This is a genomic window from Allobosea sp. Root483D1, from assembly GCF_001429505.1.
In the GTDB taxonomy this organism is placed as follows: Bacteria; Pseudomonadota; Alphaproteobacteria; order Rhizobiales; family Beijerinckiaceae; genus Allobosea.
The window spans coordinates 1,166,237-1,190,480 of record NZ_LMJW01000022.1; the positions used below are offsets into that span (position 1 = coordinate 1,166,237).

25 protein-coding genes are annotated in these 24,244 nt (G+C 67.3%); 5 read left to right on the forward strand and 20 right to left on the reverse strand.

The window, feature by feature from the left end; translation table 11 throughout:
- Positions 1-56: 56 nt before the first annotated feature.
- Together ASE66_RS28180 and ASE66_RS28185 are read left to right on the forward strand one after the other, a co-directional pair.
- Entirely contained in the window at positions 57-548 is a 492-nt protein-coding gene (locus ASE66_RS28180; protein WP_057193003.1) for a MaoC family dehydratase, read from the forward strand.
- Positions 548-1,423, forward strand: a complete 876-nt coding sequence (locus ASE66_RS28185; protein WP_057193005.1) for an HpcH/HpaI aldolase/citrate lyase family protein — start codon at positions 548-550, stop codon at positions 1,421-1,423. The genes ASE66_RS28180 and ASE66_RS28185 overlap by 1 nt, the downstream gene beginning before the upstream one ends.
- Positions 1,424-1,433: 10 nt before the next feature.
- Here the strand turns inward: ASE66_RS28185 and ASE66_RS28190 are convergent, their stop codons facing one another.
- Entirely contained in the window at positions 1,434-3,002 is a 1,569-nt protein-coding gene (locus tag ASE66_RS28190; RefSeq protein WP_057193007.1) for an MFS transporter, read from the reverse strand.
- A gap of 130 nt (positions 3,003-3,132) precedes the next feature.
- Here ASE66_RS28190 and ASE66_RS28195 point away from each other — a divergent pair, with 130 nt between their 5' ends.
- Entirely contained in the window at positions 3,133-4,041 is a 909-nt protein-coding gene (locus tag ASE66_RS28195) for a LysR family transcriptional regulator (protein ID WP_057193008.1), read from the forward strand.
- 84 nt (positions 4,042-4,125) lie between these two features.
- On the opposite strand, the gene ASE66_RS28200 is transcribed toward ASE66_RS28195, so the two are convergent.
- Genes ASE66_RS28200 through ASE66_RS28210 form a run of 3 tightly spaced genes read right to left on the reverse strand, consistent with a single transcriptional unit; the run spans position 4,126 to position 5,497 of the window.
- Positions 4,126-4,311: a hypothetical protein gene (locus ASE66_RS28200; RefSeq protein ID WP_057193010.1), complete on the reverse strand. Its 186-nt coding sequence runs from the start codon at positions 4,309-4,311 to the stop codon at positions 4,126-4,128.
- Positions 4,312-4,316: 5 nt separating this feature from the next.
- Complete coding sequence (locus ASE66_RS28205) at positions 4,317-4,922, reverse strand: flavin reductase family protein (RefSeq protein ID WP_057193478.1); 606 nt, start codon at positions 4,920-4,922, stop codon at positions 4,317-4,319.
- Positions 4,923-4,927: 5 nt separating this feature from the next.
- Positions 4,928-5,497, reverse strand: coding sequence for a nitroreductase (locus ASE66_RS28210; RefSeq protein WP_057193012.1), 570 nt, complete (start codon positions 5,495-5,497; stop codon positions 4,928-4,930).
- Between the two features lie 181 nt (positions 5,498-5,678).
- Between ASE66_RS28210 and ASE66_RS28215 the strand changes: the two genes are divergently transcribed.
- Entirely contained in the window at positions 5,679-6,551 is an 873-nt protein-coding gene (locus ASE66_RS28215) for a hypothetical protein (RefSeq protein WP_057193479.1), read from the forward strand.
- A gap of 6 nt (positions 6,552-6,557) precedes the next feature.
- Here ASE66_RS28215 and ASE66_RS28220 read toward each other — a convergent pair whose 3' ends face one another.
- From ASE66_RS28220 to ASE66_RS28285, 14 genes are all read right to left on the reverse strand, one after another.
- Complete coding sequence (locus ASE66_RS28220) at positions 6,558-7,208, reverse strand: SGNH/GDSL hydrolase family protein (RefSeq protein WP_162262541.1); 651 nt, start codon at positions 7,206-7,208, stop codon at positions 6,558-6,560.
- 116 nt (positions 7,209-7,324) lie between these two features.
- Positions 7,325-8,509, reverse strand: coding sequence for an OpgC family protein (locus ASE66_RS28225; RefSeq protein ID WP_057193015.1), 1,185 nt, complete (start codon positions 8,507-8,509; stop codon positions 7,325-7,327).
- 258 nt (positions 8,510-8,767) lie between these two features.
- Positions 8,768-9,595: a twin-arginine translocase subunit TatC gene (gene tatC, locus ASE66_RS28230; protein WP_057193017.1), complete on the reverse strand. Its 828-nt coding sequence runs from the start codon at positions 9,593-9,595 to the stop codon at positions 8,768-8,770.
- Entirely contained in the window at positions 9,592-10,146 is a 555-nt protein-coding gene (gene tatB, locus ASE66_RS28235) for a Sec-independent protein translocase protein TatB (RefSeq protein ID WP_057193019.1), read from the reverse strand. The genes tatC and tatB overlap by 4 nt, the downstream gene beginning before the upstream one ends.
- A gap of 99 nt (positions 10,147-10,245) precedes the next feature.
- Positions 10,246-10,488, reverse strand: coding sequence for a twin-arginine translocase TatA/TatE family subunit (locus tag ASE66_RS28240; RefSeq protein ID WP_057193021.1), 243 nt, complete (start codon positions 10,486-10,488; stop codon positions 10,246-10,248).
- Positions 10,489-10,557: 69 nt separating this feature from the next.
- Positions 10,558-11,601, reverse strand: coding sequence for an ABC transporter ATP-binding protein (locus ASE66_RS28245; RefSeq protein ID WP_057193480.1), 1,044 nt, complete (start codon positions 11,599-11,601; stop codon positions 10,558-10,560).
- 271 nt (positions 11,602-11,872) lie between these two features.
- Positions 11,873-12,556 carry an SMC-Scp complex subunit ScpB gene (gene scpB / locus ASE66_RS28250; RefSeq protein ID WP_057193481.1) on the reverse strand — a complete coding sequence of 228 codons (684 nt, stop codon included), beginning with the start codon at positions 12,554-12,556 and terminating at the stop codon, positions 11,873-11,875.
- 7 nt (positions 12,557-12,563) lie between these two features.
- Positions 12,564-13,382 carry a segregation and condensation protein A gene (locus tag ASE66_RS28255; RefSeq protein ID WP_057193023.1) on the reverse strand — a complete coding sequence of 273 codons (819 nt, stop codon included), beginning with the start codon at positions 13,380-13,382 and terminating at the stop codon, positions 12,564-12,566.
- Positions 13,383-13,450: 68 nt separating this feature from the next.
- A complete protein-coding gene (gene nagZ, locus ASE66_RS28260) occupies positions 13,451-14,464 on the reverse strand; it encodes a beta-N-acetylhexosaminidase (protein WP_057193024.1) in 1,014 nt (337 codons plus the stop codon).
- Positions 14,465-14,614: 150 nt separating this feature from the next.
- Entirely contained in the window at positions 14,615-15,706 is a 1,092-nt protein-coding gene (locus ASE66_RS28265) for a TRAP transporter substrate-binding protein (RefSeq protein ID WP_057193025.1), read from the reverse strand.
- 172 nt (positions 15,707-15,878) lie between these two features.
- The gene (locus ASE66_RS28270) at positions 15,879-16,811 is read right to left on the reverse strand and encodes an arginase family protein (RefSeq protein ID WP_057193026.1); all 933 of its coding nucleotides are present in this window, start codon (positions 16,809-16,811) and stop codon (positions 15,879-15,881) included.
- Between the two features lie 164 nt (positions 16,812-16,975).
- The gene (locus ASE66_RS28275) at positions 16,976-18,601 is read right to left on the reverse strand and encodes an SPOR domain-containing protein (protein WP_156412357.1); all 1,626 of its coding nucleotides are present in this window, start codon (positions 18,599-18,601) and stop codon (positions 16,976-16,978) included.
- 189 nt (positions 18,602-18,790) lie between these two features.
- Positions 18,791-20,557 (reverse strand): arginine--tRNA ligase, encoded by a 1,767-nt coding sequence (gene argS / locus ASE66_RS28280; RefSeq protein WP_057193028.1) that lies wholly within the window; start codon positions 20,555-20,557, stop codon positions 18,791-18,793.
- Between the two features lie 35 nt (positions 20,558-20,592).
- Positions 20,593-21,834 (reverse strand): deoxyguanosinetriphosphate triphosphohydrolase, encoded by a 1,242-nt coding sequence (locus tag ASE66_RS28285; RefSeq protein WP_156412358.1) that lies wholly within the window; start codon positions 21,832-21,834, stop codon positions 20,593-20,595.
- 98 nt (positions 21,835-21,932) lie between these two features.
- Here ASE66_RS28285 and ASE66_RS28290 point away from each other — a divergent pair, with 98 nt between their 5' ends.
- The gene (locus tag ASE66_RS28290; RefSeq protein WP_057193030.1) at positions 21,933-22,283 is read left to right on the forward strand and encodes a HesB/IscA family protein; all 351 of its coding nucleotides are present in this window, start codon (positions 21,933-21,935) and stop codon (positions 22,281-22,283) included.
- 9 nt (positions 22,284-22,292) lie between these two features.
- Here ASE66_RS28290 and ASE66_RS28295 read toward each other — a convergent pair whose 3' ends face one another.
- Together ASE66_RS28295 and ASE66_RS28300 are read right to left on the reverse strand one after the other, a co-directional pair.
- Positions 22,293-23,327 carry an HD-GYP domain-containing protein gene (locus ASE66_RS28295; RefSeq protein ID WP_156412359.1) on the reverse strand — a complete coding sequence of 345 codons (1,035 nt, stop codon included), beginning with the start codon at positions 23,325-23,327 and terminating at the stop codon, positions 22,293-22,295.
- A 107-nt stretch (positions 23,328-23,434) separates the two neighbouring features.
- Positions 23,435-24,112 carry an HPP family protein gene (locus ASE66_RS28300; RefSeq protein WP_162262542.1) on the reverse strand — a complete coding sequence of 226 codons (678 nt, stop codon included), beginning with the start codon at positions 24,110-24,112 and terminating at the stop codon, positions 23,435-23,437.
- Positions 24,113-24,244: the final 132 nt, after the last annotated feature.

Genomic DNA, 24,244 nt, shown 5'->3' on the forward strand with positions numbered 1-24,244 from the left:
AACGGGCGTTTGCCGGCGCCGGCCCAGAACCGAAAAAATGCCATAGGAGCAAGACGATGGCGGAAGCGGCGCGGCATAAACGGGGCGGGCTCTACTTCGAGGATTTCGAGATCGGCGCCTCGATCGAACATCGGCTGACCCGCACGGTCACGCAGATGGACAACATGTTGTTCTCCAACATGACGCTGAATCCGCAGCCCCTGCACATCGACGCGCATTTCTGCGCGACCGAGACCGAATGGGGCAAGCCGCTGATGAACTCGCTGTTCACGCTCGGCCTGATGATCGGCATCTCGGTCAACGACACCACGGTCGGCACCACGATCGGCAATCTCGGCATGACCGACGTGACTTTCCCGGCCCCGCTCTTCGAGGGCGATACGGTGAACTGCGTCACCGAGATCGTCGCCAAGCGCGAATCGAAATCGCGGCCGGATGCCGGCATCGTCGACTTCCATCACCGCGCCTACAAGCAGGACGGCACGCTGGTGGCGCAGTGCCGCCGCCAGGCCTTCATGAAGAAGCGCCCAGTCGGAGGACAGGCCTGATGCGTTCGCTCCTCTTCGTCCCCGCCGACAACCAGAAGAAGCTGCAAAAGGGCCTCGATAGCGGCGCCGACGCACTGATCCTCGATCTCGAGGATTCCGTCGCGCTCAATGCCAAGCCGGCAGCCCGCGAGCTCGCCTGCGACTTCCTGAAGGAGGTCAGCGCCCGGGCCAGGCGCCCCCGCCTGATCGTGCGCGTCAACGCGCTGAGCACCGGCATGACCGAGACAGATCTCGACGTCGTCATGCAGGGCAGCCCCGACGCGATCATGCTGCCCAAATCCGAGGGCGGGCCCGATCTCAGCCACCTCGCGGCCCATATCGCCGTGCGCGAGGCCGAGTACGACCTGCCCGACGCTGCGACCAAGATCATCGCGATCGCGACCGAGACCGGCAAGGGCATCTTCGGCCTCGGCAGCTATGCCGGCGCCAGCCACCGGCTTACCGGCCTGACCTGGGGCGCTGAGGACCTTTCGGCCGATCTCGGCGCCGAGACCAACCGGCTGGAGAACGGCAGCTACACCGATCCCTACCGGATCGCCCGCTCGCTCCTGCTCTTCGCCGCCGCGGCCGCGCAGGTCGATGCGATCGACACGGTCTTCACCGCCTTCCGCGACGAGGCGGCCCTGCGCGCCGAATGCATCGCGGGACGGCGCGACGGCTTCACCGGCAAGATGGCGATCCATCCCGCCCAGGTGCCTGTCATCAACGAGGTGTTCTCGCCCTCACCCGAATCGCTCACCCGGGCCGAGGCGATCATCAAGCTCTTCGACGAGAACCCCGGGCTCGGCGTAGTCGGCCTCGACGGCGAGATGCTCGACCGGCCGCATCTGATGCGCGCCCGCCGCTTGAAGGCGCGCGCGCAGAAGCTGAGCTGAACCCAGTCGCTCAGGCATCTTGTTTTGCCGAGCCGGTGCAGGTGGCAACCGCGCCGGCCTGCGCCGGGAACCTGGCGCCGCCGAAGACCGGGACACTGATCGCAGCCAGGACACCGGCACTGATGCCGCCATACAGCATCACCCAACCGAAGCCCTGCACCAGCGCCGCATGGACACCGGTACCGGACGGGTCATGCAGCGCCAGGGCGGGATAGGCCTCTCGCAGCGAGCCGAGATTGCCGGCGGCGATCGATGAGGCCAGCGCCTGCAATTGCGATCGATCGAAGGCGGTCGAGACGACATCCGGCAGCGACTGTCTGATGCCCTCGACCAGAATCAGCCCCATCACCGCGATGTTGATCGCGAGCGCGATCAGCCGCGCGCTGATGTCGATGCTCGAAGCCATGCCCGAGCGGTTGCTCGGAACCGAGCCCGTGGTCGTGTTGGTCACGGCCGTGTTGGTCAGGCCGAGACCGATTCCAGCCAGCAGAGCACCGGGCAGCAGAGTCGCCCAGCTCGCCTGGGCAAGGCTGCTGCCGAACCACATCGCGATGAAGCCGGCCCCCATCGCAAACATCCCCAAGGGAACGACAGCTTGCGGGCCATAGCGCCGCAGCAAATGGTCGGAGACGGGCGGCATCACCATGAACGGGACGGTGTAGGCCAGCAACAGGAGCCCGGCGGCCTCGCTCCCGAGACCAAGTCCGCTCTGGAAGTAGATCGGCAGGTAGATGATGAACGGCCAGTAGCTGAAATTCATGCCGATGCAGCCGATGATTGCGCCACTGAAGCGACGGATCCGGAACACGGAGAAATCGAACATCGGCTGCGGCGCGCGCCGCTCTACCACCAGGAAGGCGATGAAGCTGGCCAGTGCCAGGCCGGCAAGGCCGAGCGCTGCGACTGCGCCGAGCTCGGCGCCCTGCGTGATGACATAAGCGAAGCCGAAGACCGCGAGGGTCAGCGTGACGATGCCGGCGACGTCGAGCGTCTTCGCCTGCGGATCGCGCGATTCGCGGATGCCGATCGCAGCGGGCACGAGCGCCAGGACGGTCAGCGGGACGTGGATCAGGAAGACCCATTGCCAGCCGGCCAGGCTCGCGATCATGCCGCCGATCACCGGGCCGAAACCGAGCCCGATGCCGCTGACGATGCCCCAGATGGTGAAGGCCCTGCCCCGCTCGCGTCCGTCCGGGAACTGATGCGAGACGATGGCGACGGCGCAGGTGAGCATGGCGCCGCCGGCCATGCCCTGCAGGAATCGGCCGGCGATCAGGATCGCTGCGCTCTCAGCCAATCCGCAGATCAGCGACGTCACGCCGAAGGCTATAGTCGTCGTGATGAAAATGCGCTTGCGGCCATAGCGGTCGGCGAGCGTGCCGGCCGCCATCAGCACCGCCGTGCAGGCGATGGTGTAGGCGTTCATGATCCATTGCAGCGCCTTGAAGTCGGCATGCAGCACCGATTCCAGCGTCGGCAGGATGACCGGCACGCTGGAGATCTCGAGGCCGAACATCAGGGTCGCCAGACAGGCGCCGGCCAGTGTCGCCGCATTTCGCGTGGAAGGAGATATCGCCATGACGAGCACCTTTCGGGGTCGATCCGCATCGATCGGGATCGACGGAGGCACTCCGTCTAGGGGCAGCTACAACATGATGGAAATGATTTAATTTCCCGCGTTTCAGTTCCTGTGATAATAAATCTCTGACATGGACTTTGCTCCCGAATTGTTGCGCGCGCTCGTCGCAGTCGCGGAAGCCGGCGGGTTCACCCGCGCCGCGGAACGCTTGCACCTCACGCAATCGGCGGTCAGCCATCAGATCCGCAGGCTGGAAGACCAGATCGGCACGCCTCTCTTCGTCCGGACGACGCGCAAGCTGGCGCTCACCGAGGATGGCGAGGAGTTTCTGCGCCATGCGAGGCAGATATTGCAGGCCCATGCGGCCTTGAGCCGGCGCTTCCAGTCGTCCTCTCTCGCGGGCTCGGTCCGTTTCGGCGTGCCAGAGAACTTCCTGGGCGATGAGCTGCCGCATTTGCTGAGCCGCTTCGCCCGCGCCTTCCCGGCCGTGCGCCTGGAAGCCTCGGTCAGCGTCTGCCAGGACTTCAGCGCCAGGATCGAGAGCGGCGAGCTCGATCTCGCGGTGGCGATGCGCCCGGCCGGCGAAGCCGGCGGGACCGTGCTGCGGCGGTCGCAATATGTCTGGGCCGCCGCCGAGGACTTCGCGGTTTCACCTGGCTCGTCGCTACCGCTCGCGCTGTCGCACCCACCCTGCTTGTGCCGTACGGTCGCGATCGAGGCCCTGGCTGGCTCCAGCGTCGAATGGCACACCGGTTTCACCTCGGCCAATCTGCACGGATTGCGGGCGGCGATGCTGGCGGGGCTCGGCGCTTCCATCATCGCCTATGACGAGATCGAGCCGGGAATGAAGGTTCTCGCCCCCAGCTATGGCCTGCCGCCGCTACCCGATCTGGAATTCGCGCTGATCTGGTCTGCCGGCGGCAAGACGCCATGCGCGCGCGAACTCGGCCGGCTGATCGCCGACGCCGCGAGGAGCCTTGGCGGCCCCGTGCTGCATCGGCCGACGCGGCTCAGGGCACTGGCTGGCAAACCGGGTTAGCCAAAGGCGCCAACCGATTCGGCCGATTCGGATTTTCCCGATTCTGGGCGGGAAGTGACGGCCTGAATCAAGCGCAGCCCGCCTTCACCTAATCTGCCGGCACTGATGCCGCGCTGCGCTCGCCAGGCACTCCTGCGCCTTCTTGGCCGCGTTGAGTTCGCGCAGCAGCCAGAACCCTGCCCCGACCATCACCAGCACGGCGATGATCGCGAGCAGATTGACGGTCATGCGCCATTGCTCGTCCGGCTCCTCGTCCTGGCGCCGGACCATGGTGCTCAGCCCCCGGCAGGCCGGGTGATCGAGAACAGTTCGCTGACCTCGGCATAGTCGCTGTAGCCGCAGCGGGCGATCGGATTGGCGCCCGCGGTATCGAAGCGCCCGTCGCGCACGAAAGCCTCGTCGACATAGGCCGCGACGACCTGGCCGAGCACCATCCAGCGCGGCACATCATTGCCGTCGACGTCCCTGAGCTGCTGGATCGACAGGAGCTTGCATTCGAGCGCGGCCGGGCTGGCCGCAACCCGCGGCGGCCGGACGATCCGCGACGGCGCCATCTCCAGCCCGGCATGGCTGTATTCGCTCTCCCCGCGCGGCAGCGGCGCCGAGGTCAGGTTCATCTGCTGGTCGAGCGCCCTGGTGACGAGGCTGCAGGTGAACTCGCCGGTCTCCTCGATGAAGGCGACCGCATCCTTCTTGTTCTCGGAGGAGAACATCACGATGTTCGGCCGCGACGAGATCGCGTTGAAGAAGCTGTAGGGCGAGAGATTGACCTCGCCCTTGGCATTCAAGGCCGTGATCCAGCCGATCGGCCGCGGTGCCACGATCGCCTTGAACGGGTCGTGCCTGAAGCCGAGATCGCGCCCCTCATTGGTGTAGTACACGGCGCTCACCCCTCGAACCGGCTGACGATCGCGGCAAGATCCGGCCGCTCGCGGTCGGCGGGGCGGCCATCGGCCTTGCCGAGATGGACGAAGCCGGCGATGCGCTCGTTCGGGTCGAGCCCGAAGGCATCCAGCACCTTGCGATCGAAGGCGAACCAGTTGGTCAGCCAGGAACCGTTGAAACCGAGCGCCTCGGCGGCGATCAGCATGTTCATGCAGACCGCGCCGGCCGAGAGCTCCTGCTCCCATTCCGGGATCTTCTCGTGCTTGCGGGCACGCGAAACTACCGCGATCACCACGGGAGCGTGGAGCAGGCGCTTGCGCTCGAACCCCACCTTGTCCTCGTCGGCCTGCGGATTGCGCTCCTTGAAGACGCCGGCGACGATCTCTGCCGCTTTCTCCTTGGCCGCGCCGGAGAAGACGATGAAGCGCCAGGGCGCGAGCTTGCCATGGTCCGGCACGCGTGCTGCCACGGTAAGGATTTCACGGAGCTGGCTCTCATCCGGCCCGGGAGCGGAGAGAAATTGCGGCGGTACCGAGCGACGGAGCTTGAGCAGGGAGAGCGTGTCGGTCATGAACGATCCGGAAAATGGCGCAGCGGCGGGGGATGGTGGTCCCCAGTTAAGGTTTCGCCATGATGAGGACAAGCGAACCTGCTCCTTCCTCGGTGCAAGGACGATGACGGCGCAGCGCATGTTTCAACGCGACGAATTCCAGATCTTGGCTGCGGCGCCTGCGAAAGCGGCGCGCGCGGCAATGGTAGCGCTGTTGGCGGCACTGATCGTATCGGCCCCTGCCCTCGCCCAGACGCCCGATGCGGCGCCCTCGTCGACGACGCCCGGCTCACCGCCGCCCGTCGCCCCGGCCACGCGCCCCGGCCAGGCGACACTCTCGCTCGGCGCCCAGTTCTCCGGCAATCGCAAGCCGATCCGCTCTGGCCTGGTCTGGCGCGTGCTGACCGAATCCTTCGACGGCTCGCCGCCGCGCATCGTCGCGCGCTCGAACGAGGCCGAGCCCAGCTTCGCGCTCGATCCCGGCGTCTACCTGCTCCACGCCGCCTATGGTTTCGCCAGCGCGACCAAGCGCATCACCCTCGGTTCGCAAGGCCTGAGCGACCGGCTCAGCGTCAGCGCCGGTGCGCTCTCGCTCGCCGGCTCGATCGGGGAGACGCCGATCGCGCCCAATCAGCTGAGCTTCTCGGTGTTCGTGCCGCTACAGGGCAATTCGGAAGGCCGCCTCGTCGCCTCCAGCGTCAAGTCCGGCGAACTGATCCGGCTGCCCGAGGGCACCTATCATATCGTTTCGACCTACGGCGATTCGAACGCGATCCAGCGCTCCGATGTCCGGGTCGAATCCGGTCAGGTCACCCAGGCGACGCTGCACCACCGCGCCGCGCAGGTGACGCTGAAGCTGGTCGCCGGCCCCGGTGGCGAGGCCTTCGCGGGTACCGCCTTCAGCGTGCTCACCCCGGGCGGCGACGTCATCCGCGAGGCGATCGGCGCCTTCCCGCAGGTGATCCTGGCCGAGGGCGACTATGTCCTGATCGCCCGGCAGGAGGGCCAGGTCTTCTCGCGCGACTTCAAGGTCGAGGCTGGGCGTGATCGCGATATCGAGGTGATCGCGCGCTGAAGCGGTTCAATTCGTCGGCTTGCCGGGCTCGCGCCCGCCCGTCAGCTCACTGACGATACCGTCGGCGAGGCGGATGCCGAAGCAGCGATAGCCGGCCTCGACCACCTGGAGCCCGTCCATGCCGACGATCTCCTCTTCGCTGAACTGCTTCGAGCCCGACCAGCTCTTCATCATGGCGTAGCGCGGGAAGACCGGGACGCCGCTGTCGCTCGCCGTCTTCGCCAGCACGGCCCGGTAGTCGTCATATTTGGGGTAGCGCCCCTCGCGCTGCAGCCAGGGCATGTCCATCAGAACGAGGTCGATCCCGGCCTCCTGCAGCTTGTGGGCGCCCTTGCGCAGGATCTTGGCGAGCTTCTCCTCGCCGATGTCGCGAATGGCGTCGTTCACCGCCGTCTGCCAGATCACCAGGGACGGCTTCTCGGGAATAATCTCACTCTCAAGCCGCAGATACATCTCGTAAGCCGACTGGCCACCGACACCTAGGTTCGTGACCTTGATCTCGCGCCCCGGCAGGCGCCGGCGAAGCTCGGCCTCGAGCACGGCGGGGTAACTGCGATCAGGGTCGCTCGCGCCGGTTCCGGCGGTGCTCGAGGAGCCGAGCGCGACGATGGTGAGCCGGTTGGTCTCGGCCAGCACACGCTTCGATGCCGATAACATGGGCTTGAATGGGTGCTGGGCCGCGCCGGCGCGGCAGCGACTATCCACCATCTGGGCAAGCGGCTTGGGCCCGGCAGATGCCGGCAAGGCCGACGCCAGGATCAGAAGAAGGGCGCTCAGGCCGTAGCGGCCTGGTCGCGCGGGGCGCTGGCGGCGCGTGCCGTGAGCGTCTTGTACCACGAGAGAAAGGTTCCTAGCCCAAGCAGGATGGTAATCCCGCTCAGGTTCATGAGCAACTGGACCCAAAGGACGAAGGAAGTCTCCGCCAGGATGATCTGGCCGGTGATCGCCAGGACGATTCCGGCGCAGAATACCTCCAAAGAGTGTCGCCCGAGTGCAGCGAGCCGCCGGCCGGCCAGTCCGCTCAGGATACCCGCATCGGACCGCAGGAAGCGCAGCACCAGCCAGGCCATCGCCGCCAGATGGACGACGCGCGGCCAGGCGAGATTGGTCTTGTCGGTGCCGATCTGCAGGCTGTCGATCCAGTCGTTCAGCAACGCGACGCCGAACGGATTGCCGGAGGACAGCTTCACCGCCGCCGCGAACAGCAGGACCATGACCGCCGCGATGTCGAGCACGCGCAATTTCGGCACGCCGGCGCCGACGAGACCGAGCCGGCCGATGACGACGCCGAAGGTGAACAGCATCTGCCAGGCGAAGGGATTGAAGAACCAGCCGCCATCGCCCGGATGGTTCGGCAGGTTGAGACCGCCAAGGGTCGCGCCCTGCCAGATCGCGACGGAAATCGCCAGCGCCGCCAGCGGGCTGGTCCGGGCGGTGACGTAGATCAACGGAAACGCCGCCAGCAGGACGATGTAGAGCGGCAGGATGTCGAGATAATAGGGCTGGTAGACCAGCCCGAGCGCGTTGACGATCGCCGCCGGCGTGTCGCTGAAGAAGGGCTGGATGTTGATCGCCTCGACATAGAGCGCGTTCTGGGTACGCACCACCGCGGTCGCGACAATGCCGCAGACCAGCACGAACAGCGCCAGATGGGCGATGTAGAGCGTCCAGATCCGCGCGCCGACCTTGAGCGAGCCGACCAGCAGCCCGCGCTGGTCGATCAGCCGGCCATAGGCGAAGGCAGCCGAGATGCCGGCCAGGAGCACGAAGACGTCGGCGGCGTCGGAGAAGCCGTAATTATGCGGCATGGCGGACGAGACGATATTGCCCGGCATGTGGTTGACGAAGATCACCAGCAGGATCAGGCCGCGGATCACGTCGATGCGCAGGTCGCGGCCGGGCGAAGCCGCTTCGCGCGGCCCCTTTCCGAACAGCATCAGGCGCCAGAATCCGCTCACGTCACCACCGCTCCGCCATGCCCGGCCTGTGAGGTGGCCACGCAATCGTTCATCTGCCGTTCATCTTAACATTGTGTTGCGAGCAAGGCTCCGCGGCCAGGGATCACAACCCTGTGCATCAACGTGAGGGACGAGCTTTGGTTCGCCGCTGGCTTGCGCACGCAGCTTTGCGATCCGTCATTGGCTTCAACGGCCTATGACGGATCGCATCGCTCTTGAGCGAGTGATGGCATGAGCTGGGCGAGTGGCGGAGCTGCGCTAGGCGCCTGCGTCCTCGGCCGCCTTCGCCGCGTCGCGCTTCTTCTCGACTCGGCGCACCGAGAATATCGAGAGCTCGTAGAGGAGCAGCATCGGGATCGCGAGCATCAGCTGAGAGATCACGTCCGGCGGGGTCAAAACCGCCGCGATCACGAAGACGAAGACGATGGCGTAGCGGCGCTTGTCCTTCAGGAACTGCGCGTCGATGATTCCCGCCTGGCCGAGCAGGGTCAGGATCACCGGCAGCTGGAAGGAAATGCCGAAGGCGAAGATCAGCGTCATGATCAGCGACAGGTACTCGCTGACCTTGGGCAGGAGCGCGATGCCGGCCTGCCCCTCGGTCGCCGCCTGCTGCATGCCGATCGAGAACTTCATCAGCACCGGCATGGCGAAGAAGAACACCAGCGCCGCGCCGAGCAGGAAGAAGATCGGTGTCGCCGCCAGATAGGGGGCGAAGGCCTGACGCTCGTTCTTGTAGAGGCCTGGCGCGACGAATTTGTAGACCTGCGTCGCGATCACCGGAAAGGCGAAGAAGCCGGCGCCGAACGCCGCGACCTTGATATGGGTGAACAGCAGCTCGAGCGGACCGGTATAGATCAGCTGCGCATTGGCGCTGGAGCCCGCCGCCCAGACATAGGGCAGCACGAGCGTGTTGTAGATCTGCGTCGAGAAGGCAAAGCAGATGAAGAACATGATCAGGAAGGCGATCAGCGACTTGATCAGTCGCGAGCGCAATTCGATCAGATGGTCGATCAGCGGCGCACGCGACGCCTCGATCTCGTCCTCGCCCGCGCGCTTCGGCTCGGTATTCGCCTCGACGACGCTCATGCCGTCTCTCCGTCCTCGGCCGCGACGGCCTTGGTCTTGCGCTTGCGTGCGGGCTTGGCCGGCCGCTCCTCAGCCGCAGCCACCTCCGCCGGCACGACCGGTTCTTCGGTCGCGACGGTCTTGCGGCGGCGCTTTGGCCTTGCTTCCGGCTCAGGCTCGGCGACGGGCGACGGCGCGATGTTGACGGGCGCCGGCAGGTCGGGCGCCGGCAGCTTGGCGAGCGTCGCCTCGGCATCCTTCATCGCCTTGTCGTCGGCGCCGGCCGGCTTCGAGGCATCAGCCGCGCCGAAATCCTTCATCGGCTCGATCGGGTCGAAATTGGTCGAGGCCTGCACCGAATTGCCGATATCCTCGACCTGCTTCTTCAGGTCGGTGAGCTCGGCCTCGCGCATGGCCTCGTTGAACTGGCCCTGGAACTCGGAGGCCATACGCCGAATCTTGCCGATCGCCTGCCCGGCGGCGCGCAGCGCCCCGGGCAAGTCCTTGGGGCCGATCACGACGAGCGCGACGCCCCCGATCAGCAGCATTTCGCTCCAGGCGATGTCGAACATCGACGGCCGGTCCTTTAGGAAATCTTGTACCGCACCCGGGAGGCGCCGGAGTCGGCACCGATCGGAGTTGTTCCGATCGGCGAGCCCGCTCCTACGAGATCAGGCCTTGGTCTCGGCCTTGGCCGGCTGCGGGGTCGCAGTCTGAGCCGTCTGGTCGATCACCTTGGGATCGGCCGGCTGCTGCGCGGCCGCCGGCGGGGTCTCGTCCTCAGCCATGCCCTTCTTGAACGACTTGATGCCCTTGGCAACGTCGCCCATCAGTTCGGACACCTTGCCACGGCCGAACAGCAGCATGACGATGACGCCGACGACGATCCAGTGCCAGATACTGACGCCACCCATGGCGGAACTCCTCCGAAATTGAATGCGCGGCCCGACTTGTCCCGACGGGCCAGATGCTTGTGCCGGAAACTAGGTGTCCCCTACAGGGAACACAAGGACTTCGTCCATCTCTATGTCGATGCCGACATCCTCGCCCTCGGCGACGGAAACTCGTCGTGTCGGCAGTCGCGCCATCAACGGCTTGTCGAGGCCATCGACCGCCAGCTCGATATGATCGACCTCGCCGAGGAAGCGTCGCGTCATCACCCGCGCCGGCAGGCAGAACCCTTTCGGCACCAGCCGGATCGCCTGGGGACGCACGCCGACGACCGCGTTCGCTCCATCGGCCAGGTCAGGCGCCGGAAACCGCCCGAGCGGGGTATCCACGGCGCCATCCCGCACAACGGCCTCGATTTCGGTAAGATCGCAGAAAAATCGGGCGGCAAAGAGGCTGGCGGGCCGGCGGTAGAGCTCTTCGGCGGTGCCGGTCTGGACGATGCGACCCTGCTGCATCAGCACGATCCGGTCGGCGACGCGCATCGCATCCTCGGGATCATGGGTGACGATGATCGAGGTCGCGCCGATCTCCTGCAGCAGTGCCATCGTCTCGTCGCGCACCACGTCACGCAGCCGGCGGTCGAGATTGGAGAAGGGCTCGTCCATCAAGAGCACGCCGGGGCGCGGCGCCACCGCGCGCGCCAGCGCCACGCGCTGCTGCTCGCCGCCCGAAAGCATGTGTGGATAGGCCTCGGCGAGGTCGGCGAGGCCGACGCGGGCGATGGCGCGCAGGGCCGTGGCATCGGCCTCGGCATTGCCGTAGCCGCGCAGGCCGAAGCGGACATTCTCGCGCACCGAAAGATGCGGAAAGAGCGCATAATCCTGGAAGACGAGACCGACCCCCCTCGCCTCCGGCTCGACGAAGCTGCCGGGCGAAGACACGTCGCGCCCTTCGAGCAGGACGCGACCCGCGCTCGGCCGTTCGACCCCGGCGGCGAGCCGCAGCAGCGTCGTCTTGCCGCAGCCGGAATGGCCGAGCAGCGCGACGATCTCGCCCGGTGCGACGTTGAGCGAGACCCCGTCCAGCGCCGTCACCGCACCGAATCGCTGAGTGACGCCTTCGAAGCCGAGCGCCATCGGGATGGCGGCGCCGGCCGTGCCGCGCCGTCCCCAACCCAGCCAACGCGGCCTGCCTTCACTACGCGCCAAGTCGTTCTCCTGAGACACACCGTCATTCCGGGGCGCGGCGCAGCCGCGAGCCCGGAATCCAGAACCTATGCCGTCGCCGGAAGGAGCGGCTGGGTGCGGTGCCCTTGCAATAGGCGGCATCGGTTCTGGATTCCGGTCTCTTCGCTCCGCGAAGCCCCGGAATGACGGCGTGGTCCGCGATCTAGTCCCCCGCGCTGTGCTAGCTGGCATCGCCGTCGTCAAGCGGCGTGAACAGGTCGCCGAGCGGATCTTCGTCGTCATGCAGGCCCGGATCGTCGTCCGGCACCGGCACGGTGAGGTCCTTGGCGAGACGCCCCTCGATGAAGCCGGCGCCCTTCAATTCCTCCAGGCCCGGCAGGTCGTCGATGCGGTCGAGCCCGAAATGATCGAGGAAGGCCGGCGTGGTACCGAAGGTCACCGGCCGTCCCGGCGAGCGCCTGCGGCCGCGCAGGCGCAGCCAGCCCGCTTCGAGCAGGATGTCGAGGGTGCCCTTGGCGGTGGCGACGCCGCGGATCTCCTCGATCTCGGCCCGCGTCACCGGCTGGTGATAGGCGATGATGGCGAGCGTCTCCAGCGCGGCACGCGAGAGCTTGCGCGGCTGCTCGGCCTCAGGCGCGAGAAGATAGGCAAGATCCGGCGCAGTGCGGAAGGCAAAGCCGCCGGCGACGCGCTGCAGCGTCACGCCGCGCATGGCATAGCTCTGCTCCAGCTCGGCGATCACCCGCTCGATCGGCACGTTGGCCGGCACCGACTTCGCCAGTTCCTGCGCCGAGAGCGGCTGCACCGAGGCGAACAGCAGCGCCTCGACGATGCGGCAGGCGCGCGCCAGCGCCTGGTCGGCATCCCACCCCTCCTCGTCCTCTTCGGCTTCGACCCAGGCCATCAGCGCCTCACAGGTCGAGCGCCGGTGGCCGCGCCGAGCGGCGGCGGACATAGAGCGGCGCAAAGGCGCCGTCCTGGCGCAGGTCGAGCACGCCCTCGCGCACCATCTCCAGCATGGCCGAGAGCGACGAGGCCCGCACCGTCGCCGTCATGGTCTCGGTCGGCAGTCCGTGGCTGCGCATGTAACGGGTGAGATAGCCGTCGATGGCGGTCCATTCGCCGGCCTCGCCGACGAGCCGCGCCAAGACCTCGCGCGCCTCGACCAGCGACAGCACCTGGCGATGACCGACGCTCATCGGCTGGCGGATGCGCTTCTGGCGCTGCTGCGCATAGGCCGCCAGCAGGTCGTAGAGCTCAGCCTCCCAGATTGGCCGCCCCTCGGAAGCGATCACCTCGGGTGCGCCGCGGGCGAAGACGTCGCGACCGAGCCGCTCTCGGGTGGCGAGCCGCTGCGCCGCGGCGCGGATCGTCTCCAGCCGCTTCAGGCGCAGCGCCAGCGCCGTCGCGAGATCAGCCGCGCTCGGCTCCTCGCCCTTGGGCGGCTCCGGCAGCAGCATGCGCGATTTCAGATAGGCGAGCCAGGCAGCCATCACGAGATAGTCGGCGGCGAGTTCCAATCGCAGCGCCCGCGCCGTCTCGATGAAGGAGAGGTACTGCTCGGCCAGCGCCAGGATCGAGATGCGGGAAAGATCGACCTTCTGGCGGCGGGCAAGATCGAGCAGCAGATCGAGCGGCCCCTCATAGCCGTCGACGTCGATCACGAGCGAGGGTTCGCCGGACGCGCGTTCCGACGTGCCGTCCTCCTGGAATGGCAGCTCAGCGGCCATCGATGGCCAATTCCCCATGTCCTGCCCCGCCCATCCGGCGAGGCCGCAACCCCGGGGAGAGAATCAGCCTAACCGCCGCTCAAAGCAAGGGTGCTGGCAAGCTGCGCGCGGGTGCTGTCCACATCGAGCGGCTCCGGCTCGTGCCTGATGCGCGCCAGCGCCATCGCGGCGCGGCGGGCGCGCTGGCCGCTCATCTCCGGGACGGCGCCGGCGACCGCGACCATCTCCTCCATGATGCCGTGGCAATGCAGCACGACATCGACGCCAGCCCGGATCGCCGCCCGCGCCTTCTCTTCGAAGGAACCGGAGAGCGCCTTCATCGAGATGTCGTCGGTCATGATCAGCCCGTCATAGCCGAGCTCGCCACGCATGATCTCGCGCACGATCTTGCGCGAGATCGTCGCCGGCCGGCGCTTGTCGAGCGCGGTGAAGACGACATGCGCCGTCATCGCCAGCGGCATGTCGGCGAGATGCCGGAACGGCCGGAAATCATGGGCGCGGAGTTCGTCGAGGCTCGCTTCGACCACCGGCAGGTCGTGATGGCTGTCGGCCTTGGCCCGGCCATGGCCCGGCATGTGCTTGATCACCGGCAGCACGCCGCCGGCCAAAAGCCCCTCGGCCGCCGCCCGGCCGAGCGTCGCCACCATGGCCGGGTCGCGCGCATAGGCGCGGTTGCCGATCACGTCGTGGCTGCCGGCGATCGGCACGTCGAGCACCGGCAGGCAGTCGACATCGATGCCGACGCTTTTGAGGTCATGCGCCATCAACCGTGCCGAGAGCCGGACGATCTCGCGCTGCTGCACGGGATCGTTGATGGCGAGGAAGGCGAGCGCCGGCGGATAGGGCGGCCAGTGCGGCGGGCCCATGCGCTGGACCCGGCCACCCTCCTGATCGATCAGGATCGGCGCCTGCCAGCCGACGCAATCGCGCATTTGCGCCGTCAGCGCCGCGACCTGCGCCGGATCCTGCGTATTGCGCTTGAACAGGATGAAGCCCCAGGGCCGGGCGTCGCGGAAGAAGGCCCGCTCGTCGGGGTTGAGGCTCGTGCCGAGGCAGCCGGCGATGAAAGCGCGCGAGGTCATGGACGCGTTATCGCCGATTCGGAAGCGGGCCGCATTGCGTCATTCTCGGGCGGAGCGAAGCACAGACCCGAGAACTCTCATGACGAGAGGGCGCAGGCCGGAGCTTCCTCCGGCCTGAGATGCTCGGGTCAAGCCCGAGCATGACGCCACCTACCGCAGCGACTGCGACGCCTGCGCATTGAAGGCGTCGAAGGGCAGCTCGGCGACGCGGAACCAGAGCTGCTCCTTCTTCCAGTACGGCAGGAAGGAATCCCACAGCGCCTTGAAGGCCGGGTTCTTCGCTGCCTGGTCGGCATAGAGCGCGAAGGCTTCCTTGAAGGCCGCCTGCATCACATCCTGCGGGAACGCACGCAGTTCAGCGCCCGACGCGATCAGGCGCAGCAGGGCGTCCGGGTTGCCATGGTCGTATTTCGCCATGCAGAGCGCATTCGCCTCGGCGCAGGCCGCCTCGACGATGGCTCGGTAATGCGCCGGCAGCCCGGCCCACTTCTCGTTGTTGACGATGAAGCTGACATTGGCGCAGCCTTCCCAGAAGCCGGGATAGTAATAATACTTCGCCACCTTCACGAAGCCAAGCTTCTCGTCGTCATAGGGGCCGGAGAACTCGGCCGCGTCGATCGTGCCGCGCTCCAGCGCCGGGTAGATGTCGCCGCCACCCAATGTCTGCGGCACCACGCCGAGCTTGGCCATGATCTGGCCGCCGAGGCCGGCGATGCGGAACTTCAGGCCCTGCAGGTCCGCGACGCTCTTGATCTCCTTGCGGAACCAGCCGCCCATCTGGGCGCCGGTATTGCCGGAGGGAATCGTGTGGACGCCGAACTTCTTCATCAGCTCGCGGCAGAGCTCGAGCCCGCCGCCCTGATAGAGCCAGGCGTTCTGCTGGCGCGTGTTGAGGCCGAAGGGCAGCGAGGTCTCGAAGGCGAAGGCGGTGTCCTTGCCGATATAGAAGCTCGACAGCGTGTGGCTGCATTCGACCGTGCCGTTCTGCACCGCGTCGAGCGCCTGCAGCGCCGGCACGATCTCGCCGGCGGCGAAGGTCTGGATCTGGAACTGGCCCTCCGTCGCCTCCGCCACGCGCTTGGCGACCTGGGTCGAGATGCCGAACAGCGTGTCCAGGCTCTTCGGATAGCTCGAGGTCAGGCGCCAGTTGATCTTCGGATTGGTCTGCGCGATCGCCGGTGCGGCAATGGTCGCGGCGGCGGCCCCGACGGCCGAGGTCTTGAGAAGCTTGCGGCGGTCCATGGTGTTTCCTCTTGCTTGCCGGCTTCGGCATTCTTCGAACGCGCTATGCCCGATGGCCTGACGCGACGCTAGGGCACGCGGCGGCCGCGCTCCAGCCACGGACCTGCAACGCGAGCATGTCGGGATAGCGGGAGCAATTCGGGATTCCTGCACGGCGGCATGGGGATGCGGTTCAGCCGCCTGCGCTGCCAGCAAGCAGGCCGGCCCCAAGCATGGCCAGTCGGCAGACGCTCCGCGCACCGAGACCGCCAATGTCCTCCTCGGGAACGAACTCGACGATGTTGAAGCCGATGATCGGCGCCCGTTCCGCGACGCCGTTCAGGAGGTCGACGACATCGCCATAGCCGAGGCCGCCCGGCGCCCGGCCGAGCACACCCGGCACCACCGACGGATCGAGGCCGTCGACGTCCAGGCAGACCACGACAGGCCGGCCCGTCGGCACGCATTGAACCGCATGGCCGATCCCCTTCTCCCTCAGCGTCCGCATATCGATAAGCTGCGCCCCCGCGGCCCGCGCCTCGATGACATCCGCTTCGCGAGCACTGCCGATGCCACGGGCGCCGACCTGGACGATCGCCTTGACGCCGGCGAATTCGGAAACACGCCGCATCGTGCTGGACAGCCCGAAGCGCTCACCTTCGACTTCCTCCCGCCAGTCGATATGCGCATCGATCTGCAGGATCGTGATCTCGCCGAGCGCAGCGAAGGCTTTCAGGGCGGGAATCTGCACGCTGTCATCGCCCCCGAGCAGCAAGGGTGCAGCACCCCGCGCCAGCAAAGCCGTGTAGACGGCTTCGATCCTCGCCCGATTGCCGGCGAAATCACCGGGATCGAAAGCGATGTCGCCGCAATCCACCAGGTTCTGGTCCGACCAGGCCGACGCCCGACCGAGATCGAAATCATAGTGCCCGCGCCGCGCAGCCGCTCGCGCGCTCGCATGGCGGATCGCCGCCGGCGCCGACGCGCTGTGCAAGCTGCCTGACGGATAGGGCGTCGCGCCAGGAATGCCGATCACCGCGACCGCGCCATCAGGCACCGCGTCGAAGGGAACGGCTTCGCAGCCGAGAAAACTCTCGCTGGCACGGGGCGTCGAGTCGAGAGGCATGGCAAACGAACCAAATGTGGAGGACGGTTTTCCCAGCCTGCCTGCCGCCAGGCGTCCGGGCAAGCAGCGGCGTCGACGAGCTACCGGCCCGCAAACGTCACATGAAAACACCGGCCGCTATGATCGCGGCCGGTGTCAGGGTTGAGAAGAATGTCTTGTGTGCGTCAGTTCTTCGCGATGAAGCACTGGCCGCCGGCGGCCTGCAGCGCCGTGCACATCGAGCTCGCATCCTCGCGGGCATACGGGCCGACGCGCAGCCGGTAGACCGTCTTGCCGCCGGCGAGCTCGGTCTTGCGGATGATCGGGCTCTGGCCGGTGAGCTGGTCGGGATATTTGCGCTGCAGCGCCGCGAAGGTGGCGCGCGCCTCGGCCTCGCTGCCCGGCGCGCCGAGCTGCACGGCGAAGCCGCCATTGGGATCGGTCTGCGGGCCAGCGGCCGCCGGCGCGGCTGCTTGCGTCTGCTGCTGCGGCGCGAGCGCCGCGGTGCGGGTATTGGCGGGCGGCGTCTGCGCGGCCGGCGGGGTCACCGGGACGGCGGCCCGTTCCTGCGTCTTCGGCGCCGTGGCGGGCGTTGCGCCCGGCTGCTGCGGACGCGGGGCAGCCTGGGCCTGCGTAGCCGGTGCCGAGGCTGGGCGATTCGACGGGGCGGAGCCGGTCACGAGGCCCTGCCCTGCGCCGTTCGTGGCGGCGGCGCTGGTGGGCGCCGGCGTGCCGTCGGGGCGGATCGCGACGGTGCGGACCTTGCGCGGCTCGCCGAGGCCCGGCACGGCCGGGATCGGAATCAGGCCGGGCTCGGTCAGGGCAAGGCCTGCGGCGGCGGTGTCGGTCGGCGTGATCGCGCCATTCGAGCCTTGAGTCGGACGCGGCGCCATGGCGCGCGCCGCCTGCTGCACGTCGACCGGCTGCTCCTCACGGCTGACCACCTTGGTCTTGTCGGCCGAGGCATCGCCGCTGCGCTCGTAGATCTGCTTGTTCTGATTAGGGATTTCGGCGCCGCCCGGATTAACGGGAGCGACCTTGGACGGGCCGTTGTCGGCCGTGATCACCGGCGGCTGGCCATTGACGCCGGCCGGACGCCCGTTGCGGAAGACCATCGCGGCGCTGACACCGCCGACCGCCACGACGACAAGCGCCGCCGCCGTCAACATGCCCTTGCGCGAACGCGAGCGGCGGAAGTCGCGATGCTCGTGCTCGGCATCCTGGGGCTGCGCGTCATAGTCGGCTGCCGCCTGATGGTAGTCCTGCACCGGCTGGGGATCGTAGGCGTGGACCTGGGCGTGGGCCTGCCCGGCCGCCTCGTCGAGATCGCGCGGCTGCTCGGGGACATAGGCATGCGTACCCTCCTGCTGCATCGCATAGGGCTGCGCATGCGCCGGGAGCGGCTCCGGCTCGTCATAGTCGTGCACCGGCGGCTTTGCGATGGGCTGCGGCGTGGCCTTCACCGGCTCGGTGCGGCGCAGCAGCGCCTCGAACTCGTCGAGCGCGCCGCGCACATCGGCCGGCGGCGGAGCCGACGGCACCGGCGGCGCGGCGACCAGCATCGGCTGGAAGCTCGGCTCGGTGCGAGCCCAGGAGGCTGGCTGCGGCGCAGCCGGAACGGCGGGACGCGCCGGCTCGGCGGAGCGGCCGGCGAAGAGCTCCTTCAGCGGATCGTCCTGCCCGACGAGGCGGGTCAGCTCCATCAGCGGATCGGAAGCCGTGCCCGGCTTCTGCGGCTGGGCCGCTCCACGCAGCTGGCGCTCGAGATCGTCGAGATCGAGGGCGAAACGGTTTCTAGCTGGCTCGCTCATGACATGATCCATTCCAGCGCGTGCCGTCGCCCATCAAAGAACGTCGCCACAGCGCGGTCAATCTGACGAAAGCCTTAGCCAGCCTGCTTTCCAGCACACCCGGCCAACATCGCTTCCGTATCGGACCCGGCGGACGCCGACCGGATCATCCTGATCCGCAAAGCGCCCGATGCGCCGGGATGGACCCCGTCAGCGCATCTCCTCCGGCGCCGTCACCCCAACGACCGCCAGACCGGAAGCAAGGACGCTGCGCACTGCATGCACGAACGCCAATCTTGCCGAGGTCGACTTTCGATCAGTTTGATTAACGAACCGTAATTGCGGCGAGTCTTTGCCCTTGTTCCAGAGCGAATGGAAAGCGCTGGCCAAGTCATGCACGAAAAAGGCGACACGATGGGGCTCGTGTGACGCCGCCGCGGCGTCGATCATCCTCGGATAGGCGGCAATCATCTTGACGATGCCGATCTCCGACTCATCGGTCAGCAGGCCGAGATCGGCTTCAGCCAGCGCCTGGGGCGACAGGTCGAGATCGGGGAAGACCTCCGCCGCCTGGCGGAAGATCGAGGCGCAGCGCGCATGCGCATACTGGACGTAGAAGACCGGATTGTCCTTCGACTGCTCGACGACCTTGGCGAGATCGAAGTCGAGCGTCGCATCGTTCTTGCGGAAGATCATCATGAAGCGCACCGCGTCGCGGCCGACCTCGTCGATGACCTCGCGCAGCGTGACGAAGTCGCCGGAGCGCTTCGACATCCGGACCTGCTCGCCATTGCGCAGCAAGCGAACCAGCTGGCAGAGCTTGACGTCGAGCGCGCCCTGCCCGTTCGTCACCGCCTTCACCGCGGCCTGCATGCGCTTGACGTAGCCGCCATGGTCGGCGCCCCAGACATCGATCATCTCGGCGAAGCCGCGCGCGAACTTCGAGCGATGATAGGCGATGTCGTTGGCGAAATAGGTGTAGCTGCCATCCGACTTCAGCAGCGGCCGGTCGACGTCGTCGCCGAACTTGGTGGCGCGGAACAGCGTCTGCTCGCGGTCTTCCCAATCCTCGTCCTTCTGGCCCTTGGGCGGCGGCAGCCGGCCTTCATAGACCAGGTCGCGGGAGCGCAGGTCCTCGATCGTCTGGTGGACGGCGTTGGAATTGCCGTCCCGGCCCTGCAGCGAGCGCTCCGAGAAGAAGAGGTCGTGGACGACGCCGAGCGCGGCGAGATCGTCGCGGATCATCACCATCATCCCGTCGATCGCCGCCTGGCGGACCAGCGCGAGCCAGTCCCATTCCGGCTTGTCGCGCAACTCCGGGCCGTACTGCGCGGCGAGCGCCTGGCCGACCGAGACCAGGTAGTCGCCGGGATAGAGCCCTTCCGGGATCGCGCCGATATCCTCGCCCAGCGCCTCGCGATAGCGCAGGAAGGCGGAGCGGGCCAGCACATCGACCTGCGCGCCGGCATCGTTGATGTAGTATTCGCGGGTGACGTCGTGCCCGGCAAAGGCGAGCAGGCTCGCCAGCGCATCGCCGAACACCGCGCCGCGGCCATGGCCGACATGCATCGGCCCGGTCGGATTGGCCGAGACGTACTCGACATTGATCCTCGGCTCGCCCTTCGGCGCACCACGACCATGCTCGGTTCCGGCCAGCACCGCCGACTTCAGAACCGCAGTGAAAACAGCAGGTTGCAGCGTCAGGTTGATGAAACCGGGACCGGCGATCTCGGCCTTGAGGACATCGCTGTCCTTGGTCAATTCGGCGACGATCAGCTCGGCAAGCGCGCGTGGCGCCATGCCGGCCTCCTTGGCGAGCACCATGGCGGCGTTGATCGCAAGATCGCCATGCGCGGGGTCCTTGGTCGGCTCGACCACGACGCGCGCCAGCGACAGTCCGGCCGGGATACGGCCGGCCTCGGCCAGTCCGGCGAGGACAGTGGCGAGGCGTGCGGAAAAGGTCTCGAAAATGTTCATGGTGACCAGCAATATCAGGAAAAGCGCGCCCGGCCCTATCGCAGCGACGGGGTGGCGTCAAACAGGCGTCGGTGCTCGTCGAGCGCGTAGGAATCGGTCATGCCGGCGATGTAGTCGGCGATTCGGCGCGAGAGGCGCGCTTCGTCGAGCGCCTCGCATCCCGCTGCCCACTCCGAGGACATCGCCTGCGGCTGCGCCTTGAAGCGCACGAACAGGTCGCGGACGACGTCCGCCGCCTCCTTGCGGATCATGCCGATGCGCGGATGCCGGTACATGTTCGGATAGAGGAAGCCCTTGATCGCCTGATCGGCGGCGACGATCGCCGGCGAGAAGGCGACGACCGGCGCTCCGGCCCGCCTGATCGCGTCGGCATCGGCTGGGGCCAGCGCCACGATTCGCGCCTCGGATTCAGCGATCACGTCCTCGACGAAGCGGGTGATCACCCGGCGCACCAGCTCGTTGGTGGCGCGCGGCTTCTCAAGCCCCGGATGCAAGGCATCGATCTCGTCGAGCAGCTCGGCCAGGAACGGCACCATCCGCAGTTCGGCGAGTTCGAACAGCCCGGCACGCAGGCCGTCATCGATGTCATGGGCGTTGTAGGCGATATCGTCGGCGAGCGCGGCGACCTGCGCCTCGGCGGAGGCATGGCTGCCGAGCCAGAGGTCCTGCTTCTCCTGGTATTCGAGGATCGCGACCGGAATGCCGGTCTTGGCATAGCGCTCGGTCGGCCTGCCATCGGCGCCCAGCAGCGGGCCGTTGTGCTTGACCAGCCCCTCAAGCGTCTCCCAGGTCAGGTTGAGCCCGTCGAAGCCGGCATAGCGCCGCTCGAGCCGGGTCACGATCCTGAGCGTCTGGGCGTTGTGATCGAAGCCGCCGAAGCCGGTCATGCATTCGTCGAGCGCGTCCTCGCCGGTATGGCCGAAGGGCGTGTGACCGAAATCATGCGCCAGTGCCAGCGCCTCGGCGAGGTCCTCGTCGAGCCCGAGCGCCCGGGCGAGCGCACGGGCGATCTGCGCCACCTCGATCGTATGGGTCAGGCGGGTGCGGAAATGGTCGCCCTCATGCGAGACGAAGACCTGGGTCTTGTGCTTCAGCCGGCGGAAGGCAGTCGAATGAATGATGCGGTCGCGATCGCGCTGGAACGGGTTGCGCGTCGCCGAGCCCGGCTCCTCGACGAGTCGGCCGCGGCTCGTCGCCGTCCGGCAGGCATAGGGCGCACGCCAGCGATCGCCGGGCTCGCGGCCCATGACGGCAAGAGTCTCTGTGGCTTGCGGCATGTCTGCTTGCTGCATGGCAGCCCCGTCGGCGGGCGCTTGAAGCAACGCCTGCTGGCCATTACCTTTGCAGATGAGGCAGGAGCAAGGATGTTCTGCGCATGAGCACGGCAATCGAAGCCAATCCGCACACGATCTCGCTGACCGGCAAGGCGGCGAGCCGCATCGTCGCGGTGATGGCGAACGAGGCTCCCGGCGCGATGCTGCGCGTCAGCGTCGCCGGTGGCGGCTGCTCCGGATTCCAATACGTCTTCGATATCGATCGCGAGAAGGCGCAGGGCGATCTCGTGCTGGAACGCGACGGCGCGACCGTCCTGATCGACGAGACCTCGCTCGAATTGCTCGACGGCTCGACCATCGACTTCGTCGACGATCTCGTCGGCCAATCCTTCAAGATCATCAACCCGAACGCGACCAGCTCCTGCGGCTGCGGCACGTCCTTCGCGCTCTGAAGAACGGCGTCAGCCCGACAGTACGACCGGGCGAAAAGCCCGCAGCAGATCGGCGTCGAGCTTGGGGCCCATTGCGACCAGCACGGAATAAGCCTCTTCGGGCGCCATCGGCTCCTTGTAGGAGCGCCGCTCGATCAGCGCGGCATAGATGTCGCAGATCGTGATCATCCGGACGATATCCGGGATCTCGTTCGCCTTCAGCCCCTGCGGATAACCCGAGCCGTCGAGATATTCGTGGTGGCTGCGCGTCGCCTCGACGACCTCGCGGGCGAAGGCCCCCTGCCGCAGCAGCATCTCGTAGCCGGTCTGCGGGTGTTCGCGCACGATCGCGAACTCCTCCACCGTGAGCTTGCCACGCTTGTGCAGGATCGCGAGCGGGACGCGCGCCTTGCCGATATCGTGCAGCACGGCGGCGCTTGTGACCAGCTTGCGCGCGCTCTCCGGAAAGCCGAGTGCATGGGCGAAGGCGGCCGCAAGTCCCGCGACCAGCAGGCAATGCTGATAGGTCGCATCGTCATGGTTCCAGACCATGTCGAGCCAGGCGCCGAGATCGCGATCGTCGGCGGCACGGTTGATCGCCTCGACACTGCCCTCCAAGGCCGCCACCGGCAGTGACCCGCCCTCGGAGGCGGCCGTGAGCAGGTCGGCCATGGCGGCGGAAGCGGCCACGAACTGGCGCTGCATCGGCATCGCCCCGCCCGGATTGAGGATGCGGCCGATCTCGTCGAGCAAGGCCTTTGTCGGAAGGTCGGCCGGCAGGATCGCGCTCGCGCCGATCGCGTTCGCCTGGGTGGTCAGGCGCGCTGACTGGTCACGCAGCAGGCAGAGAAGGGGCATTCCCTTGCGCCTGTGCTCCGCCAGCCGGTCGCGAACGGCTTCGACCGCGATGCGGTCGGACAGGTCGACATCGCTGACGAGCAGCCGATTCGGCGCCGGCCCGCCCTGCACCGGGCGATGCAGGTCGACGACGTCGCAAGGGCCCCATAGCGACAGGAGCCGCTCGAGCTTCACGCTCTGCTCCGGGCGGTCTGTGATCAGCAGCACGGCAATCGGCATGTCCTCATAACGAGGTCACACTAGCCGCGGGTCCGTTGAAGCCGAATAAAAGTGAATCGTTCAAATTCGCCGTTTCCGTTCAGAAACGGCTGAGCTCATGAACTGCGGGCCTGCCGGCGCATCGCGCTCGCTTCGGCATATTGCAGCAGCCGGTCGAGATCCTCGCGGGCGATGTCGAAGGAATCGCCCATCTGCGCCAGCGCCTCGTCGATATCGGGCGCACTGAACGTCGCCGGCAGCGCAGCCTGCGGAACCATATTGCCGGCCTGCGGCGGCCGATGCGGATAGCTGCGCCGCGTCACGGCGTGGAATGCGACACCGAGCGCGACCAGCGACAGCGAGCACAGCCCGATCGGCACGAAGGGGAACAGCAGCCCCCATTTCATCACCGCCGGGCCGCCGAGCACCGCCGTGAGCGCGACTGCCCCGCCCGGCGGGTGCAGCGAGCGCGTCAGCGACATGATCGCGATGGCGAGCGCCACGGCCAGCGCCGCGGCGATGGTCAGGTCCGGTACGGCCCAGCCCACCGCAGTTCCGACCAGGGCCGAGATGACATTGCCGCCGATGACCGGCCAGGGCTGCGCCAATGGGCTCGCCGGCACCACGAAGACCAGCACGGCCGAAGCGCCGATCGGCGCCACGACCAGCGGCGAGTTCGTCGGGAAAACATATCCGGCGGCAGCGGTGAGCGCGATCGCGGCAAAGACGCCGGCACAGGCAATGACGCGCTCGGTCAGCGTCGCGCCGGCAAGGATCGGATGGAACAGCTTCACGGCCGGCTCTCCGGAGCCCGTCCCGCCAGCCATCCGGCCGGGCGAAGCGTGCTCTCATATCAGTCTCGGATCGCCTCTATAATGGGCATTACGCACAATTCAACGGCAAAATGATCAATCCACATCCACCAA